The following is a 17,006-nucleotide window of genomic DNA, read 5'->3' as shown; positions in this document are numbered from 1 at the left end:
ATATAGTCAGATGTATTGTCATTATACAAGAAGCACGGTCCCTCCCGCTTCCCGTTCGCCGGATTTTCCGGATTTTTAACCAATTCGGACGTTTTTTTGAACGAAGAGGTCCCGACAGGTTGACGACAATTCAGTATCGTGTTATATTTATATCAGGATTTAGATTAAGTTTAAATTTAAAAAAATGAGGAGGAATCGTTCATGTCGAACGTCGCATCCGTACTGAACCAACAAGTTGCCAATTGGACCGTTATGTATACGAAACTGCATCAATACCACTGGTTTGTCAAAGGCCCTCATTTCTTTACGCTGCACGAGAAATTCGAGGAGCTGTACAATGAAGCCTCCGCGCATCTGGACGAGCTTGCGGAACGCTTGCTTGCCATCGGCGAACGTCCGGTCTCGACGCTGTCGGAAAGCTTGAAGCTGGCATCGGTGAAAGAAGGCGCCGGGAAGGAAAGTCCCGAAGAAATGGTTGCCGCCATCGCAAGCGACTTCGCTTCGATCCGGGACGAACTTCAAAAAGGGATCGAAATCGCGGACAAAGCGAAGGACGAAGTGACGAGCGATATGCTGCTTGGCATTCAAACCGGATTGGAAAAGCATATCTGGATGCTGAACGCCTTCCTCGGCAAAGACGTCAAAACGCCGGTCCACGCCTGATCGCGATCCGGATTTACGCCGAAAAGCAAGCTTCCCGCCCGCTACTTGCGCGGTTGCGGGAGGCTTTTCTTCCTTATTTATATTTTTGCCAATCCATCTTGCTGTTGTTCAGCAAAAATTCGAAGTCGTTTTCAAGCCGCTTCAGTTCCGCGCGCCTTGCTTCTTCCTCGCGCTTCTTCTTTTCCTCGGCGGTCTTGCGTCCTTCTTCCTTCAACGCCTCGGCATGAGCCTTCAGCTTGCCCAGCGTTCCTTCGTCGAGCAGGTCGCGAAGCGTCGCCGGTTTGTCGGTTGCGGCGGGCTGCGCTTGCCGCTGCCGTTTTTTTGTTGCCATAATCGATGATCCTCCATTCCGGGCCGTAATGCCGATTACGTCTTCAGCCGCTGGCGCTTGCGGTAATGAACCGCGAAAAATACGGCCGTGAGCACGATGCAGAACGCCGTATAGGAGCCGATTAACGCCCACGTGCTGACGCCGGGCATCAAAATGGACGAGCTGATAATGCCGAACAGCCAAATATGGGACAAGTTCCCGACGATGGAAGAAATCCAGTAGGCGCCCGGCTTGACCGCCGAGATCGAGGCCAAAAACGTGATCAAATTGTTCGGCATGATCGGCAGCGTGCGCAAAAAGATAATCGCCCAAACGCCGTACTCTTCCACGTATTTCGTCCATTTTTCGTACTTTTTCAGCTTTTGCTCCATTTTGCGGTTAAACCACTCGCCCAAAATCGATTTGCAAAGATAATAGACCGCGACGGCCGAGACCGTGCCCGCCAGCCAGCTCATCAGCATGCCGTTGACCAGGCCCAGGCCCGAAATGTGAAGCATGATGATCGTCGTAAACGGAAAAAGCCCAAGCAAGCCTTGAATGGCGGCAAGCGGAATCGTCAGGACGAGCAAATAAAAACCTTCGAGCTGCGTCGCGTCAAGCAGTTGTTCGATCCAAGCGTTAATCGTTTCCCCCACTTCGTCCACTCCAGTTTCCGTCTGTCTTGGCGCTTGCTATCCTATTATATATCAATATACGGATTGCTGCTTACGATTTGACAGACTCGCTGACGAGTTCCGCATAGGCTTTCGCCCCGTCGGGCTTCAGGTGAACCCCGTCCGGATAAAAATAATCGTCCCGGTTCCGGCTCGCCGCGTTCCAATCGAGCAGGATGACGTTGTCGCGGCTTTCGGCCGCCTTTTCGAGCGTGGCGTTCACGTTGTCCTGCCATTTGCGCGGGACCCTCGTGTTGATCAGCAAAATTTGTTCCGCTTCGTCCAGCGAATCGAGCAGACGGTCAAGCTGTTTCTCGGAAAACAACCCGTTCGTGCCGAGCTCGATGACGACCCGGCTGCCGAGCGTTCCGGCTTCCTTCATCTCCTCGATCAATTCAGGGGCGTCGTAAAGCTGCCGTCCTTTCAAGCCGTCTACGCGGATGCCGGGCAGCATCTCCTCGAGGAAGGGCTGGACGGCAAGAATGACCGAATCGCCGATGACGGTGATGCCTTCTCCCGAGACGGCGTTATTTGGGCCGTCCGCCCCGGGGGACGCCGAAGGCGAAGGGGACGGCTCGCTTCCGGGTCCGGTCTGGCCGGACGGCTCGCCCGCCGGCGCCGTTCCGGCGGAAGGCGCCGCCAAGTTCGTTCCGCTCGGCCCCGCGGGCTTCGTCGATCCGCCCGATGCCGATCCGCCGGGAACGGAATGGGCGTATTCGGCTTTCTCCGGCGTCCCCTGCTGCCCGTTCGACCCGGCGATTCCCGTTTGCGGCGCGGCGACTTCGACCGCATTGCCGGATACGCTCGCGAACATGACGCCGAGCAGCAGCGCGGAGCCGAAGCCGACGGCAATCGGCTTGCGCCTCCGGGCCTTGGCGACTTCCGGCGTTTCGGAGACCGCAGCCGCTGCCCGGCGACGCCTCCATGCGCCGGAACGGATCGGTTCCTCGACGAAGCGCCAGGACAAAACGGCGAGCCCGAACGTCAGCGCGAGCTGCAGCGCCATCAAGCCGTAGTCCGTCCCCCCCGTATGGACGGAGGGAGACGTCAGCGCAAAAACCGGGTAATGCCACAAATAAATGCCGTACGAGCGCACGCCGATCCAGCGCAGCGGCCTCGCTCCGAGCAGGCGGCCAAGGCGTCCGTCCGGATGGGCGACGGCCGCAATGACGCCGACCGTGGCGGCGGCGAGCAGCAGAAATCCGCCGGGATACAGCGACGCGTCGTATTCCCCGACCCGCCAAATCATAACGAGCGCGACGGCCAGGCCGGCGATTCCCGCCGCATCGAGCCCGGCAACGCCGCGTCCGCGCACGATTTCGGGCAGCTTCGCGCTCGGCAGCAAGAGCGCCGCCGCCGCGCCGATCAGCATGCCGAAGGAGCGCGTATCCGTGCCGTAATAAACGCGGCTCGGATCGGCGCCCGGCACGTAGAGGAGCCCCATCGCCAGCGCCGACAGCAAAGCGCCCGCGAGGGCGACCGCGGCAACCGCTCCCCTGCGCTTGACGAATTTCAGGGCAAGCGCGACGACAAGCGGCCAAATGACGTAGAACTGCTCCTCCACCGCCAGCGACCATAAATGGCCGAACGGCGAAGGCGGACCGAAGCTTTCGAAGTAGGAAACATCGTGATAAACGAGCCACCAGTTGTTGACATATAAAAGCGCGGACGCCAGGTCGCCGGCGTGGAGCGATAAGCGATGGCCGTCCGTGAACAAGAGCCATAGAGACACGGCCGCAAGCATCGTCAGCATGGCCGGCAGCAGCCTGCGCGCGCGCCGGAGCCAAAAATCCGCGAGCCGGATTCGGCCGTGCGTTTGCCGATCGTTGATCAAAATATCGGTAATCAAATAACCGGAAAGAACAAAAAACATTTCGACGCCCAAAAAACCGCCCTGGGCTCCGGGCAAACCAAAGTGATAGGCGATGACGGCCAGGACGGCAACCGCCCTGAGTCCGTCCAGACCCGGTATGTACCGGTAATTGCGGTGTGAGGGTTTCGGCATACCCGCGTTCTCCTTGCTGCAGTAAATTCATGTGAGGCGACTTGCAAAATCCATTACCATTGTATTCGCGTTCTTCCGGTTTAAAGCCGCTTGCAAGCTGTCGCTCTTTCCTCCTTCCGACGCCCGTTCGGCGTTTTTTCGCTTCCTCGTATTAGACGACGCAGCCCCGCTTCCCGTTACATAAAAAACAAAGAAAAAAGTCGCTTTTTGCGACTTTTTCGCGGCATTATTCGGATCGCTTCCGTTCGTAAAAAACGTGTCTCGCCCCCAGGCGGCCCCCTTCGATTTCCATCACTCCGAACGAGTAGGCCGGCTGCCTTCTTTTGTCCGTCGGCGACCCGGGATTGAACACGAGCAGACCGTTCTTCTCCTTCAAAACCGGGATGTGGGAGTGTCCGTAAACGACGGCTTGGACGTCCTCTCCTTTGAACGCGTTCAGGGCGTTCGTTTCGGTATCGGTTCTGGCCCCCGGCCCGTGGCCGTGCACGAGGCCGAGCGCGACCGGACCGAAGCGGACGATTTTCCGGTATCCGAGCCGCTTGACGATGTCCGGCCCGTCGTTGTTCCCCGCTACGCCGTAAACGGGCGCAAACGCCCCCAGCTCCCCGATCAGCTTCGGATCCGTCCAATCCCCGGCGTGCAGGACGGCATCCGCCCGCTTCAGCTCCCGTTCCAGCGGCTCCGGCAGCTTTTTGGCCATTCGGGGCATATGGGTATCCGCGACGATGACGATTTTCAGCTTAATCTCCTCCCTTCGGCGACTCGAAAGGCAAGTTCGTCGGCTCCTTCCATTAGTATATGTAAACAGAAAGAAGCGAGCAAAATTAGGCAAAAATACAAAACGACGATAACAATCGTAAAAATCGTTGAATGCGTAAGGTATCCCGTGTATATTAATTCGAGTGGCAATCGAAATCGATTTATTTCTTTCGTTTTGCAATCCAAAACCGAACGGAGATGACGATATGGCTCAACAGGAAAAAAACGTCCCGCCCCGGCCGGCCGAAATCGACGACACCGACCGGCAAATCATCGCCGCTTTGCATAAAAACGGCAGAATCTCCTACACCGATTTGGCCAAAGAAATCGGCTTATCCCGCGTCGCGGTTCAGACGCGAATCAACGCGCTGCTCGAAAGCGGCGTCATCGAACGGTTTACCGCGGTCATCAATCCGGCCAAAATCGGCATCCGGGTGTCCGCTTTTTTTAACGTCGAGGTCGAACCGAAATATTTGCACGAGGTCGCGGACGAATTGGCGGACGATCCGGCCGTTACGAGTCTTTACCATATGACGGGCCCGAGCAAGCTCCATATGCACGGACTGTTTGCCGACAACGCGGAGATGGAATCGTTTTTGAAGGATAAGCTGTACAAAATGCCCGGCATCACGAGCGTCGACTGCCAGGTGCTGATCACGCGTTACAAGAGCAGAATGGGAATGAGGCTGTAGCATGGAAAAGCAAACGAACGAAAAGCCCGGCTCTTACGGGCAGCTCGCGTGGGCGATGGCGAAAACCGGGGTGCTGGGCTACGGGGGCGGACCGTCGGTCATCCCGCTTATCCGGTACGAAGCCGTCACTCACTATAAATGGATGGACGACGACGAATTCGGCGAAGTGCTGGCCATCGCCAACGCCTTGCCCGGGCCGATCGCCACGAAAATGGGCGCGTATTTGGGCTACCGCATCCGGGGAACGCTCGGCGCGATCGTCGGCGTCCTGGCCCATATTTTGCCTTCGTGCATCGCGATGGTCGCCTTGCTGTCCGCCGTCCAGGTGCTGAGCGAATCCCCGATCGTCCAGGGAATGATCGGCGCGGTGACGCCCGTCATCGCCGTCATGCTCGGGGAGATGGCCTACCAGTTCGGAGAAAAAGCCGTGAAGGGGCTGGGCATCCCGCTCGGCATCGGGTTTTTCGTCCTGGCGTTCGTTCTCTTGCAAGGGGTCGACCTGCATCCGGCGATCGTCATCGCGCTGTTTCTCGCTTACGGGACCGTCCACTTCCGGTTAAGGGCATGGTTCAAAAAGAAACGAAAACCCGCATCCGAACGCGAAACCGACGCCGGATCTTAAATCGAAGGAGCGCTTGGCATGGATCTCATCAACCTCATCGTCGGATTTTTTATCGCGAACGTGCTCGGATACGGGGGCGGACCGGCTTCCATCCCGCTCATGTATCAGGAGATCGTCAATCATTACCGCTGGTCCACCGATCATGAATTTTCCAATATTTTGGCGCTGGGCAACGCCCTGCCCGGGCCGATCGCCACGAAAATCGCCGCCTTCGTCGGATTTGACGTTTCCGGCGTCGCCGGCGCGTTCGCCGCCTTGGCCGCGACGGTCGTCCCGTCGGCCGCGGCATTGATCGTGCTGCTCAAGGTCATTCAAAGGTACCGCCAATCGAACGTCGTCAAAGGATTGACGCTGCTCGTCCAACCGGTCATCGCGATCATGATGCTGCTGCTCACGTACGAAATGGGCGAAAGCTCCATCCAGAATATCGGCGTTTGGCAATCGCTCGGCATCGCGGCCGTCGCCTTCTGGGCGATGATCGTCAAAAAAATCCACCCGGCCGTCGTCATCGTCGCGGCATTCGCGTACGGCGGCATCGTGCTCCCGCTCGTTTGACGCGCCGAGCCGACTTCCGTTGGAAACCGAAAGGCCGTCCCTCGTCATGGAAGATGACGGGGACGGCCGTTTCGTTTGTCCTTCGCTTCATGAAAAACGCAGTTCGTAGGTTCGGCCGGCTTCCGTCGCGAACTCGGTTATGCCGCCGGAGGACCGGCTCGTCTTGACCGTTTCGCCGCCGCAGCTGACCGCGAACGGGCGCGCTTCGGCGATCCGGCAGAGCGCGCCGGCAAGGGAAGCGATGCGGGCGGTCGCCACGCGTCCGTTTTTCCAGGCGAAGCCGACTTCGAAGCCTCCTCGCGCCCGCATCCCTTCGACGCTCCCGTCGGCCCAAGCCTTCGGAAGCGCGGGCAACAGCCGGACGATGCCGCCGTGCGATTGCAGCAGCATCTCGGCGATGCCGGCGGTCGCGCCGAAGTTGCCGTCGATTTGAAACGGCGGATGGGCGTCGAGCAGGTTCGGGTACACGCCGCCGCCGACGAAGCGAATGCCGTCCCTCTCCTCCGCCGGACGAAGCAGGTTCGCGATCAGGGCGAGCGCGCGCTCGCCGTCGCCGAATCTTGCCCACAGCGCGATTTTCCATGCCAGACTCCAGCCCGTCCCGTCGTCGCCTCGGCGCTCCAGCGCCGTCTTCGCCGCCGCGAACAGCGACGGATCGGATTCTTCGGTCATACTGTCGCCCGGATAAACGCCGTACAAATGCGACACGTGACGATGATGCTCGTCTTCGTCGCCGTAATCGCGCAGCCATTCCTGAAGCTGCCCGCGGCGTCCGATTCGCGGAGGCGGAAGCCTGCCGATCGTCTCCTTCCACTGCCGGCGAAGCTCCTCGTCCGTGTCGAGAATTTCGGACGCCGCGATACAATGGGCCAGCAGTTCGGAGATGAGCAGCATATCCATGGTCGCGGCTTCGCCGAGCGCCCGTACGCTGCCGTCCTCGGTCACGTAGCGATGCTCCGGAGACGTCGAAGGCGACGTCACAAGGAAGCCCCGTCCGTCCTCGACTAGCCAGTCCAGGCAAAACAGCGACGCTTCCTTCAGGATCGGATAAGCGAAGTCGCGCAAATACGCGCGATCCGGCCGAAACTCGTAATGCTCCCACAAATGCCGGCACAGCCACACGCCGCCCATCGGCCAATTCGCCCATAGCGGATTGCCGTGCCCGTAATCGCCGGGAGGGGCGGATTGGCGCCACAAATCGGAGTTGTGGTGGGCGACCCAGCCCCGGCAGCCGTAATTGACGGAGGCGGTCCGCGCTCCGTTTGCCGCGAGTTCCCCGATAAAACGCAGCAGCGGCTCGTGGCACTCGGGAAGCGCGCACGTCTCCGCGGGCCAATAATTCATTTGCGCGTTGATGTTCAGCGTGTAATTGCAGCTCCATACCGGGCGGACCTCATGGCTCCATATCCCCTGCAAATTCATCGGCTGCGTTCCGGGTCTGGAGCCGGCGATCATCAGGTAGCGCCCGTATTGGAACAGCAGCTCGACCAGCCCGGGGTCGGCCGCCCCGCGCTCCGCGATGAGCCGGTCGGTCGTCAGGCCGCGGGCCGGCTCCTCCCGCGGCTGCGGCTTGACGGCCGGCGGCGGAATTTCGCCCGGTTCCGCTTCGGATAGCGGCGGCATGGACGCCCCGTCCGCCGGCAAGCCGCCGACCGCTTCCGATGCCGGGGCCAGCTTCAGCGACACCCGGCCGAACAGCTCGGCATGATCGGCCTCATGCGCCGCGCGAAGCTGCTCGAACGACTTGTCCGCCGCGCGCGCCAAGTCGAAAGCGACGGCGGCTCCCGGGTCGCGGCCCTCCGTGCCGGGACAGCGGTCGCAGCCGTCGAAGCTGGTCGCCGCGGCCAGCAGCAGGACGGCTTCCGTCGCGCGCTCGACATGCGCGCCGTTCGCATCGACGCGGACCGCCGCCTCGGGTCCCGTCGCGCGAATCCGCAGCCGGCATTCGAAGCGCATCGCCTTCGTCGTTTCCGGATAGCCGTAGCGCACCGGGTCGTCCGTCGGATAGTAGCTCGGATCGACGTTTTCCGGGCAATAGCCGCGCAGCGCGAGGTCGTTCCCTTCGGCGCTGGCTTCCGCCCGGAGCAGGCTGTCGAGCGACGCCTTGAACGAGACGGCTCCGTCCCGGCTGGCGCGGATTCGCATGACCAGCAGCCCGTCGGGATGGGAAACGAACGTCTCGCGTTCGTATTCCGTCTTGCCGATCCGATACCTAACGGATGCGATTCCTTGGGCGATATCCAGCTCGCGCGCGTAGCTTTCTGTTTGATGCCCGTGCCGAAACGTCAGGCGAAGCTCGCCGAGCGGCATGTACGTTTGCGTATACGGTCCCATCGTCGCCTCTTTGCTTAACCGTTCCGCTTCTTCTCCTTTGCCCGCCGCGATGAGCCTCCTCATTTCGGGCCACGCTTCCTTCGCCTTCGGGTTGTTCCAGTCCCGCGGATACCCCGACCAGAGCGTATCCTCATTCAGCGTCAGCGTCTCCCGCTCCACGCCGCCGAACACCATCGCCCCGATTCGCCCGTTGCCGACGGGCAGCGCTTCGTTCCATACGGCCGCCGCTTTGTCGTAACGCAGCTTCATCGGACGGCGAGCCCCGATTCCCGCAAAATTTCGTCGATCGTCACGTAGCGCCCGTCCTCCGCCATGCTGCGCTCCATCGCCAGCATCAGCGCAAGCGTGCGAACCGCTTCGGCCGCGTCCGGCAGCGCGGGTTTCCCTTCGTCCAGGCAGTCCGCGAAATACTCGATATAATTTTGATACTCCCCCGCATGGTGGCTTTTGCCTTCGAAACGGAAATAGTAATCGTGCTTTTCCTCGATCGAAACCGTCCGCGTGCCTTCCCCGGCAAAATGCGTATGGTAGCTCAAATTGGAATACTCCGCCCGGGTTACGCCCTTCGTGCCGCGGATGACGCAGCCGATCGAGGGCTCGACATGCTGCCCCAGCGTCGGCATCGTGTAGTTCCCCGAAACCTGGGCAATGCGGCCCTGCTCGTCGCGCAGCAGAAACCGCAGCGAATCCCACGCTTCGATGCCGTAAGATCTGCTGTTTTCGCTAACGCGCCCGAAGCCCATCGCGCCGGTCACGCCCGGCAAATACCACCGCACGAGATCGACCGCGTGAATCATGAAATTGTACATCCAGCTGAACCCTTTTTTCCGGCTCCAGGCTTTGTCGAGAAACCAGCGCGCGTCGGTGATGTAATGGGCTTCCACCGTTTCGACGTCCCCGTGCCGCCCCGTCTCGAAATCTTTGCGCTGCAGGATCATCGGCTCGAAAAAGCGCGAGCTCTGCCCGACGAACACCTGCTTCCCGCTGCGCCGCCGCAGCTCGAGAAGCTCGGCCGCCCCTTCCAGCGACGGCAGCAGCGGCTTCGTGCACACGACGTGCTTGCCCGCTTCCAGCGCCTGGCATGCATGCGTAAAATGCAGCTGGTCCGGCGTATAGATGGCGATCGCATCGATGGCGGGATCGGCCAGCAATTCTTGGTAGCTCGTCGTCCACGCGGAGAAACCGAACTCCTTCTCGCGCGTCCGGCACAGCTCCTCGTTCAAGTCGCACGCCTTCTTGAGCGTCCAGCGATCGCTCTGCAGCGCCGCCGACATAATGCTGCGCCCCTCCCCGAGCCCGATGACGCCGAGATTGTATACTTTGGCGGATGTCATGCTTGTATCGCCCTCCTCTTTTGCTTATATCCAGTTTAACGGATCGCGTCCCCGCAAACTTCTCCGAACGGCCGAAAAAAGTTGCACTTTTGTCCGCTCGCATACTCCCGGCTCTCAGCGCGAGCCGAGACGACAACCGAGATGACAGCGGTTCGGGCAATCGCCGCGCAAGTAAAGCGCCTTACGTCGTCCTCGAAAAGGGCGGGGTTGAGCGGGATTGAGCGGGGTTGAGCGGGGTTGAGCGGGATTGAGCGGGATTGAGCGGGATTGAGCGGGATTGAGCGGGATGACGCAGCGCTCGGCGATGCTTGGTTGGATTTTGTCCAATCAAAACCGGTTTTTTCACGGAACACGTCATCTTCGTTGGATTTTGTCCAATCTGGCGCGTTTTTTTCCGCGTTTTCACCCAAATTCCATGTTCCTCATTGGATAAATTCCACTCTAGACCACGGTTTCCCTGTTTTCCGCTCCCTTGATTGGACGAAATCCAACGTAGGCTCCCTCCGCTTTCCTACCGCTTGGGTGGCTCCCCCTCTCCCCATAATTCTCCATACAACTCTTTAGTACGGTGAAGACCTTAAACTTTCCGATACGCCAAGAGAACCGGCAAATGGCGCGGACAGCGCTTTTTAACGCCTCCCGACGACAAAAAAATCTCGCCATCTCCCACGCCCCCTCCAGTCGCTCCTTATCCTTTTTTGGCGCTTATCTTCGGTATCCCTTTGACTCAGACCGCCCTCCAGTTTCAGAATCCCCGCTTGCTCTCTTAACACGAAGGTTGCGTTTCATGAGCCCCGGTTGCTTTTTGAAACGTTGGATTTTTCTTCCAAACTATAGTCGATATCCCCTTCGCTTAGCAATAGGAAAGTCGGAAGAAGATGCACAACAAGGAACTCAAATTACCGCACCAGGCATCGGATCTTGACACCTCCAATTAGTTCTGTTGTCCGAATGATACTGGGCGGGAAACCGGCGCTAAAGCGCACAATGCGCAAAATGACTGAGCGAGCGGGATACCGACGTCGCGAAAAAAACGCAACGCCGCCCCGGAGCGCATCTAGCGATAACGGGCGGCGGCGGCCGGACGCAGCATGCGCGAGACGGCCTACTTACTTCAAAAACAGCTCAATGACCGGCACGCAGGCGGCCGGTTTTTTCACGGGCAGCTGCAGCGTCAGCGTTCCCGCTTTCCTTCCCTCGTTAAAGGCGCCAGCCTCCATCGTCATTTCCCGTTCGCCCTCGAGCATCCGGATTTCCGAGGCGTCGTTCAGCAGTTGGGCGTACTCGGCCAATCCCGCAAATCCGTACAGATGCAGATGCTTGAAAGGCCAGCTGAACAAGTGAATGTACAGCCGCTTTTTCTCGGGATGGAACGTATACCGACAGTCCGGCGGACAATAAAGCGATTCGGGAGCGGCGGTGCAGCCGTAAATCGATCGGCTGTGCAGCCGCATCCAGGCCCCGATCCCCTTCAGGCGGTCGACCGCTCGCTCGTCGATTTCCCCCCTTCCGTTAGGCCCGACGTTCAGGAGCAGGTTGCCGCCTTTGGCGACCGTATCGATCAGCATTTTGACCAGCGTGTCGACGCTTTTCCACGATTCCTCGTCGCGGTAGTAGCCCCACGAGCCGCTGAACGTATGGCAAGCTTCCCATACGACGCGGCGACCGTTCACCTGAATCCATTCCCGCGGCTGATACTGCTCCGGCGTCGTAATGTCTCCCGGAATTTGCAGCCGGTCGTTAAGCAAAATATCGGGACGGGGCGACCGGATCGTCTCGACGAGCCGCTCGCTCTGCCATTCGTCTTTCCCCTTCCCGGCAAAGCCTTCCTCGGCCGGAATGGAAAAGTCGAAGAACATCAGGTCGATCGGCCCGTACCCGGTCAGCAGTTCTTTCGTTTGTCCGTGCAGGTAGTCTACGTATCGGTGCCAGTCGCGCTCGCGGCTTTGCGCCGCGAATTCGGCATCGTAGCGCTGCGGGTGCTTCACGTCGACGGTGTAATGCGGGTGGTGCCAGTCGAGCAGCGAATAATAAAGGCCCGTCCTTAAGCCCCGTTCGCGAAAGGCGTCCAGCATCGGCCGCAGCACGTCCCTTCCGGCGGGCGTACGGGTCGCTTTGTATTCCGTCAATTGCGAGTCCCACAAGCAGAAGCCTTCATGGTGCTTGGCCGTCGCCACCATGTATTTCATGCCCGCGTCGCTGGCAAGCTGCGCCCATAAGCCGGGATCGTACAAATCGGGATCGAAGCGCTTGAAATAGGTTTCGTACTGCTCGTTGCTCAAAAACTCGCGCGAACGCATCCACTCGTGCCTCGCTCCGAGCGAGTACAGGCCCCAGTGGATGAACATGCCGAAACGGTCGTGCGTGTACCAGCTCGAATCCCCCCGGGTAGGGGCTACCGTATCTTGCGGATTATCCAATCGGATTGTGGTCAAAAAGATCAGCCTCCTTCGAAGCGCGTTACGCCTCCAGCAAACCCTCTAGCCAAACAAGAAGAGAAACCCGTCCGAAGCCGCAACCCTAGCCGAACGGCATCGAACGGGGTGAAGCCGCTACCCAAGCCGAACGGCATCGAACGGGGCGAAGCCGCAACCCAAGCCAAGCGGCCTCGAACGGCGCGAAGCCTGCTTTCATTCGATCGTCTGCCACTATTGTCCCGCTTAGGGCTCGAACAACCAATCGAGCGTGTCCACGCCGGCCGAAGCGTCCGCATCCCGGGGCGACAGCGGCTCCTCCGCCGGGATGACGCCGGCGACGAGATAGGCGCCCGGCCCGAAATCGAGCGCATGGCGGCCTTCCTCGTAAAGAAACGCATGCACGTTGACCGAAGGATGGAAGAACACCTTCAATCCGTTTGCGATCACCGGCGCGAGTCCGCCGCGCGCGTCGGCGTGCGTGTTCACTTCCAGGCTGGGCACCTGCAGCCACTGGGAATCGCCCGAGCGGAAGTAGCCGATGAGGATGCGCGCGGGCTCCTTCAACTCGAGCTCGATTCGCATTCCCTCCTTGCTCGCGCGCTCGCGGGAGAACCGGATGCCGGTCAGCCCGGCCAGCTCTTCCGCGACGAAAGACGCGAACACGCCGCCGTCCGTAAACAGCCGTTCGTCCTTCCGCAGCGTATAGGTTTCGGCATCCGCCGACAGAAGCTCGAACGCCGCCTGCCGATACGGCGCGATCGCCGCCTGTCCCGCCGCGTCCGCGATCGCCTTCGGCAGCTTCCCCTCCCGAAGCTCCCGCAAACGGGCCGCGAAATTCGCGTACTCGGCCTCGTAGCGCGGCAGGCAATCCCGCCAGTGGCCGAATTTTTCGCCGTCGGGAAACGGCACCTTCCGCTGCGGCGTTTGCATGCTGTTCGCGTACAAATACGTGCGTTCCGTCAGCTCGGCGAGCTTCCGGTACGCTTCCAGGCTGCGCCGGAAATCCGGCTCCGCTTCCGCCAGCGCTTCAGCATGCTTCGCGAAGCCTCCTTCGGCCGCAAGCCGCTTGTACGCCAGAATGCGAATCGCCGCGCGAACCTTGTGCGTATAGGCTTGCGTCATCCAGGCGATCGCCTCGATATCGGACGCAAGCCGCCCGAACTCGTCCCGGCCGCGCTCGACGAACCGTTCCGCAGACCGGATCGCCCGGAGCGCCCGCTTCGCATGCTCGTCGGCGGCGTCCGCGATATCGGGCGGCGTTTCGCCGATATGCGGCTGCCCGTTCGCTTCGCGCTCGTCATAGACGTCGAGCCGCTCGCCCTGCGGCGCCTGATCCTCCCACAGCTCCCGCCACGGGCTGTAGCGGGCCGGATTGACGAGCTGGCTCATCGTCATGCCGAGGCTCATCGTCTGCCGGTTGCCTTCCGTAATGCCGAACCTCCGCAGCAGCTTCGGCGCGATTTCTCCCGCTTCCTCATAGGCGTCCAGAATCGCTTCCCCCGCCTCGCGGCTGCCGTAGCGCTCCTGCAGCCGCCCGATCCAGTACGAGCGCTCCAGCTTCGGGTCGCGGTCGGGATTCCAGGCGTAGCGGAACCATGCGGCAAACCAGATCCAGTCGCGGTCGATCTGCTTCAGCCTCGGGTTCGTTTTGTCCGGCGAATACGGCCAATCCCAGAAAAACAGCGGATACAGATGGATGCCGTTCGCGTGAAGCCGGTACTTGGCCGCCTGAACGGATTTTTGAATAAAATCGGGAGAACCGTATCGGAACGGCTCCAAATTCGCCAATATGTGCACGTTGAACAAGTGGACGGAGCCGAGCGAGGCCAAATGCCGGTGCACGCCCTGCCATTTGCCACGCGGCGTATACGTCGTCAGGGACTCGCCGTTGTACTTCGCCTCGGTGAATAAATTCGGGTATTGCGGAATCGCCTCGGCCATTACTTTTTCCGCGGGGATGGCGTGCGCCCGGACGATGATCGGCGGAGGCTCCTTGCGCCCCAACGACTTTAAGCCGTCCTTGACCCCGGCCAATATCGTTTCGTTGAACCATTCGACGCCGTAAACCGCTCCCTGCAGCGCCTCGCCCAGGCAAACCATCAATCCGACGTTCGGGTATTCGCGGATGAAGGCGGAGATGGAACGGATGTAATAGTCGCTCGTCAGCGGCAGCGGCTTCGGCTGATGAAGGTCGAGGCCGTGATGGCGCGCGAACGGCAACGGGATGTGAATGTTGTAAAATTTGAGCACGAGCCAGATGCCCCGGCGGTCGCATTCTTCGGCGAGCCAGCGGACCGTCTCGGCGTTCAGGCTGAACTCCTCCTCCGTCACTTCCAGCGCTTCGGGATATTCCGCAAGCCGCACGAGCGAGGAAAACGGATGGCCGGACCAGACGTACACGACGTTGCAGCGATACTCGAACAGCCGGTCCAAATAGGCGAGCCACATCCCCCGGTCGTAAAACCACGGGAACCGGCCGGGCGTGATCGGGTACTCGTACGTTTGCCGGGGCGGCTCCAGCTTCGTCAACTGCAAAGGCACGACGGGGCCGCGCAGCTTCATGGCCGGACCGTCTCCGTACGCGAGATTGCGCGGAAGCTCGCCCGCCTGCCCGATCCGGTCGGCCAGCTCCTGGCAGCCGTAGAGCGCGCCGGTATCGCCGCCTCCCGCGACCGCGATCAGCTCGCCGGGCAAGGAAGCGAGATAAAACCCTTCGGCGCCCGGCGGATCGGTATGGTACAGCAGCACGTCGCTTTCCTCCAGCTCGCGGAGAAACGGATGCTCCCCGCGGACGCCGACGACGATTTTCGGCCCCGGAATGCCGCGGTACGCCGCGAGCGTCCACGAGCCGTGCTCCCGGACCTCGCAGCCGATTCCTTGCAGCGAGCGCTTCAGCAGCTCCGCGCCGAAGCGCTCTCTTTTTCCCGCCGTTTCCGAGACGGACAAATGAACGGTTTTCATGACGGTACGATTCCCCCTGACGCTCGGTTGGGTCTATTCCTGCAAATATTTTTGGAAAATTTCCGTCGCTTCCCGAAGACCCGACTTTTCCAGATCGCTCAAATACCGGTTCCATTCGGCGTCCTTCGCGACGTCGACGATGCCCATGACGGCTTTCGTGGCGAACTGGTAGGCGATATCCTCCAGCGCGCTCATCGTCGTATTGACGACTTGCTGCTCTTCCTCGCTCAGCGGAGCGCTTTTCGGATCGACGTTGTAGATGCCGGCCAGTTCGTTCATCGCTTCCTGCTTTTTGGCGAACGTCGCGTCGGATTTCAGCACCTCTTCGCTTTGCTTGATAAACCAGTCGAACCCGTATTCCTCCGCGACCTTTTGCCGGTTCAACCCTTCCTTGTAAACGATATTGCCGTCCTTGCGCTCATAAGTAACGTTCTCGATGCCCATATGGTGGAACAGCTGCCCTTCCGGCGTCGCGCTCCATTCGATATATTCGAACAGCTTGTCGAGCTTCTCCGGCTGATCGGCCAGCTTGCTGCTGAAGATCGGCCCGAACAGCGCGAAGTTGGCCGGCTTGAACTCGAGCGCGGGCAAGTCGCCCGCCGTCGGCAGCGCGCGAGTATATTCCCACCGGCCGCCGGGAATGTCCGTCAGCGCGTACGCAGGATCGACGGTATGGCTCGCCCATTGGAAATCGAGCAGCACTTTGCCGGTTAGCCGCTTCGTCACCCACTGGTCCTGCGTCAACGTCGCGAACTCTTTTTCGATCAAGCCTTCCTTGTAAAGGCCGGCCAAATAGGCGAGCATGCTCCGGTGCTTATCCGTCGCCATGTTCCAGACGACCGCGCCGCCCGCGTCCGGGTCGTTCCAGAAGCCCCGCGTCTGCGCGTTGTTCGGATTGCGGAACGACTGGCGGAAGCCGTTCATCAAATTTTGGATGCCCGAGGTGCCGGTCCCGCCGCGCACGCCGATGCCGACCGATTCCGGGTACGCCTCCTTCAGCTTCCGCAGCGCTTCGCGCAGCTCATCGAGCGTCTTCGGAAACTCCGCGATGCCCGCCCGGTCGAAAGCGTCCTTGCGGAAAATCCACGTCATCGGATCGTTCGTCGCCAGGCTCGGCAGCATGTAAAGCTTCCCGTCCGTGCCGGCGAAATCGAGCATCATCGCCCAATCCTCGTCCGTGAACAGCTTCCGGTAATTCGGCAGCTTGTCGATGTAATCGCCGATCGGCAGCAGGTAGCCGGCCGACGCCCACTTTTTGACGCTGGACGGGCTGTTCATGTTCGGAATGAATTCCGGATATTCGCCGGAAGCGAACATGACGTTATATTTTTCCAGGCCGGCCGAAAGCGGAATCGCTTCGAAGTCCCAGTCCATGCCGAACCGTTCCTCGACCTGCTTCACGTACTCGTTCGGGATTTCGTTCGGCGCGTATTTCGGCATGCCGGTTACCGAAATTTCGATCGCGGCCGGCGCGGACGATCCTGGAGCCGCGCTCCCGGAATCCGCCGGCTTGCCCGCGTCGTTCGAGCCGGCGCATCCGGCCATGAAAGTCGAAAGCATAAGCGTGCCCGCAAGCGCGCCCCGGGTCCATTTGCGTACGGTCATTTTCTTCATCCCCCCGCATCGAATGATGCCGTTCCAAGCCCCGGCGCTCCAGAAAAGCAACGCCGGCTCCCGGGA

The 17,006-nt window shown here is 60.4% G+C and carries 14 protein-coding genes; 4 read left to right on the top strand and 10 right to left on the bottom strand.

What is annotated here, in order from left to right; translation table 11 throughout:
• Positions 1-201: 201 nt before the first annotated feature.
• Positions 202-663 carry a Dps family protein gene (locus tag B7E11_RS22415; RefSeq protein ID WP_080839041.1) on the top strand — a complete coding sequence of 154 codons (462 nt, stop codon included), beginning with the start codon at positions 202-204 and terminating at the stop codon, positions 661-663.
• A gap of 73 nt (positions 664-736) precedes the next feature.
• On the opposite strand, the gene B7E11_RS22410 is transcribed toward B7E11_RS22415, so the two are convergent.
• The 4 genes from B7E11_RS22410 to B7E11_RS22395 all read right to left on the bottom strand — a co-directional run bounded on the left by B7E11_RS22410 (position 737) and on the right by B7E11_RS22395 (position 4,391).
• Positions 737-994, bottom strand: a complete 258-nt coding sequence (locus B7E11_RS22410; protein WP_080839038.1) for a YqkE family protein — start codon at positions 992-994, stop codon at positions 737-739.
• 35 nt (positions 995-1,029) lie between these two features.
• Positions 1,030-1,629 carry a TVP38/TMEM64 family protein gene (locus tag B7E11_RS22405; protein ID WP_080839036.1) on the bottom strand — a complete coding sequence of 200 codons (600 nt, stop codon included), beginning with the start codon at positions 1,627-1,629 and terminating at the stop codon, positions 1,030-1,032.
• A gap of 70 nt (positions 1,630-1,699) precedes the next feature.
• The gene (locus B7E11_RS22400; protein ID WP_080839035.1) at positions 1,700-3,652 is read right to left on the bottom strand and encodes an acyltransferase family protein; all 1,953 of its coding nucleotides are present in this window, start codon (positions 3,650-3,652) and stop codon (positions 1,700-1,702) included.
• A 226-nt stretch (positions 3,653-3,878) separates the two neighbouring features.
• Entirely contained in the window at positions 3,879-4,391 is a 513-nt protein-coding gene (locus tag B7E11_RS22395) for a metallophosphoesterase family protein (protein WP_080840939.1), read from the bottom strand.
• A 226-nt stretch (positions 4,392-4,617) separates the two neighbouring features.
• Here B7E11_RS22395 and chrS point away from each other — a divergent pair, with 226 nt between their 5' ends.
• The 3 genes from chrS to chrA are packed head-to-tail and all read left to right on the top strand — an operon-like array spanning position 4,618 to position 6,280.
• The gene (gene chrS / locus B7E11_RS22390) at positions 4,618-5,103 is read left to right on the top strand and encodes a chromate efflux transcriptional regulator ChrS (protein ID WP_080839033.1); all 486 of its coding nucleotides are present in this window, start codon (positions 4,618-4,620) and stop codon (positions 5,101-5,103) included.
• Position 5,104: 1 nt separating this feature from the next.
• The gene (gene chrB / locus B7E11_RS22385; protein ID WP_080839032.1) at positions 5,105-5,725 is read left to right on the top strand and encodes a chromate efflux transporter ChrB; all 621 of its coding nucleotides are present in this window, start codon (positions 5,105-5,107) and stop codon (positions 5,723-5,725) included.
• 18 nt (positions 5,726-5,743) lie between these two features.
• Positions 5,744-6,280, top strand: a complete 537-nt coding sequence (gene chrA / locus B7E11_RS22380; RefSeq protein ID WP_080839031.1) for a chromate efflux transporter ChrA — start codon at positions 5,744-5,746, stop codon at positions 6,278-6,280.
• A gap of 87 nt (positions 6,281-6,367) precedes the next feature.
• Here the strand turns inward: chrA and B7E11_RS22375 are convergent, their stop codons facing one another.
• The 6 genes from B7E11_RS22375 to B7E11_RS22350 all read right to left on the bottom strand — a co-directional run bounded on the left by B7E11_RS22375 (position 6,368) and on the right by B7E11_RS22350 (position 16,931).
• Positions 6,368-8,863 carry a glycoside hydrolase family 95 protein gene (locus B7E11_RS22375; protein WP_080839029.1) on the bottom strand — a complete coding sequence of 832 codons (2,496 nt, stop codon included), beginning with the start codon at positions 8,861-8,863 and terminating at the stop codon, positions 6,368-6,370.
• Positions 8,860-9,948 (bottom strand): Gfo/Idh/MocA family protein, encoded by a 1,089-nt coding sequence (locus B7E11_RS22370; RefSeq protein WP_080839027.1) that lies wholly within the window; start codon positions 9,946-9,948, stop codon positions 8,860-8,862. Before B7E11_RS22370 ends, B7E11_RS22375 begins: the two co-directional genes overlap by 4 nt.
• A 35-nt stretch (positions 9,949-9,983) precedes the next feature.
• Entirely contained in the window at positions 9,984-10,358 is a 375-nt protein-coding gene (locus B7E11_RS29160) for a hypothetical protein (RefSeq protein WP_139787284.1), read from the bottom strand.
• A 699-nt stretch (positions 10,359-11,057) separates the two neighbouring features.
• The gene (locus tag B7E11_RS22360) at positions 11,058-12,383 is read right to left on the bottom strand and encodes an alpha-L-fucosidase (protein WP_080839023.1); all 1,326 of its coding nucleotides are present in this window, start codon (positions 12,381-12,383) and stop codon (positions 11,058-11,060) included.
• A 225-nt stretch (positions 12,384-12,608) separates the two neighbouring features.
• On the bottom strand, positions 12,609-15,326 hold the full coding sequence (locus B7E11_RS22355; RefSeq protein ID WP_080839022.1) for a hypothetical protein: 2,718 nt from the start codon (positions 15,324-15,326) through the stop codon (positions 12,609-12,611).
• Between the two features lie 33 nt (positions 15,327-15,359).
• Positions 15,360-16,931, bottom strand: coding sequence for an extracellular solute-binding protein (locus B7E11_RS22350; protein WP_176220858.1), 1,572 nt, complete (start codon positions 16,929-16,931; stop codon positions 15,360-15,362).
• Positions 16,932-17,006: the final 75 nt, after the last annotated feature.

The organism is Cohnella massiliensis (genome assembly GCF_900169535.1).
GTDB lineage: Bacteria > Bacillota > Bacilli > Paenibacillales > Paenibacillaceae > Cohnella > Cohnella algarum.
The sequence above is the reverse complement of the archived record's forward strand: the minus strand, read 5'-3'. Positions and strand labels throughout refer to the sequence as shown.